The sequence below is a fragment of the Cupriavidus sp. 8B genome, from assembly GCF_054589115.1.
In genome coordinates, this window is record NZ_BAAILO010000368.1 from 1 (window position 1) to 1,243 (window position 1,243).

Below are 1,243 nucleotides of genomic sequence, written 5' to 3' on the forward strand. Positions count from 1 at the left end.
TAGGGAATTGCTGATCAATAGCAGCGGCGCTGAAGGTCGGCGGTTGTTTGGCGCCTGATTTTCACCATGCGGAAGAAGAGAGGGGTCCGAGCCCGATTTCGCGCCGCATGCCCCCCATCTCGTGCCCTTTCGGGCTCGATTTGCATGTTCAAGACGGATTGCTCCCCTGAAACGCCAACAACGGCTTTTTGGCGATCACCAGATTTGCCAGACCGAACAGGCTGAACATCTGTGCCGTGTTCTTGGCCAAGCCCTTGTAGCGGGTCTTCTTGTGACCAAACAAGTTCTTCACCACGTGAAAGGGATGTTCCACCCGCGCCCGAATCTGGGCCTTCTTGCGTTCCACTGCCTTCGTCAGGTCCTTCCACCGACCTGCCGGCATCTTTTCAATCTTGCTGCGCTTTGCCGCTACGTGCCAGCTTATGTCAGCGCGGATCGTCCCTTGCCCTTGGGCTTGTTTGATCTCATCCCTGCGCTCCACACCCGTGTAACCCGCATCAAGATGCACTTGGCTTTCCTCGCCATGCAGCAGGTGATGGGTGTGAGCGATATCGCTTTCGTTCGCCGCCGTCGTGTGCAAGCTGTGAACCAGTCCCGAGTCGGCGTCGGCGCCAACGTGCGCCTTCATGCCAAAATGCCACTCGTTTCCCTTCTTCGTCTGGTGCATCTCCGGATCACGCGACTTGCCTTTATTCTTGGTCGAACTCGGTGCCGCGATCAGCGTGGCATCGACCATCGTGCCCTCTCGCATCAGCAACCCGCGCTCACTGAGCACGGCCTTGACCTCATCGAACATCGCGGCAGTCAACGCGTGCTTCTCGAGCAACCGGCGAAACTTGAGCAGCGTGGTCGCATCAGGCGCCGACTCTTGCGACAGATCCACCCCCACGAATTGACGCAACGCCTGGCTGTCGTAGAGGGCGTCTTCCACGGCTTCATCACTGAGACTGAACCACTGTTGCAGACAGTACATCCGCAACATCCTCTCCACGCCAATCGGCTGCCGCCCAACACGGCCGCTCGTCGGATACAGCGGCTCAATCAACGCGGTCCACCGTGCCCACGGCACGATCCGATCCATCTCCCCGAGAAACTTCTCGCGCCGTGTCACGCGCTTCTTCTTCGCGAACTCAACATCGGCAAAGCTCGTTTGTTTCATCCTTGTCTTTGTTTTTCATGCCTTCACCTTCAACGCGCCACGCTTTCCGCCGGATGACCTGTAGCTGAATTGATCAGCATTTCC

1 protein-coding gene is annotated in these 1,243 nt (G+C 57.9%); it reads right to left on the bottom strand.

All coding sequences use genetic code 11. The features are described 5' to 3' along the window. Positions 1 to 148: 148 nt before the first annotated feature. The gene (locus ACYP5B_RS34265) at positions 149 to 1,159 is read right to left on the bottom strand and encodes an IS5 family transposase (protein WP_459572592.1); all 1,011 of its coding nucleotides are present in this window, start codon (positions 1,157 to 1,159) and stop codon (positions 149 to 151) included. Positions 1,160 to 1,243: the final 84 nt, after the last annotated feature.

Coding starts and splice junctions, on each gene's coding strand:
- ACYP5B_RS34265 (WP_459572592.1), bottom strand. CDS start 1,159: ATGAAACAAACGAGCTTTGCCGATGTTGAGTTCGCGAAGAAGAAGCGC.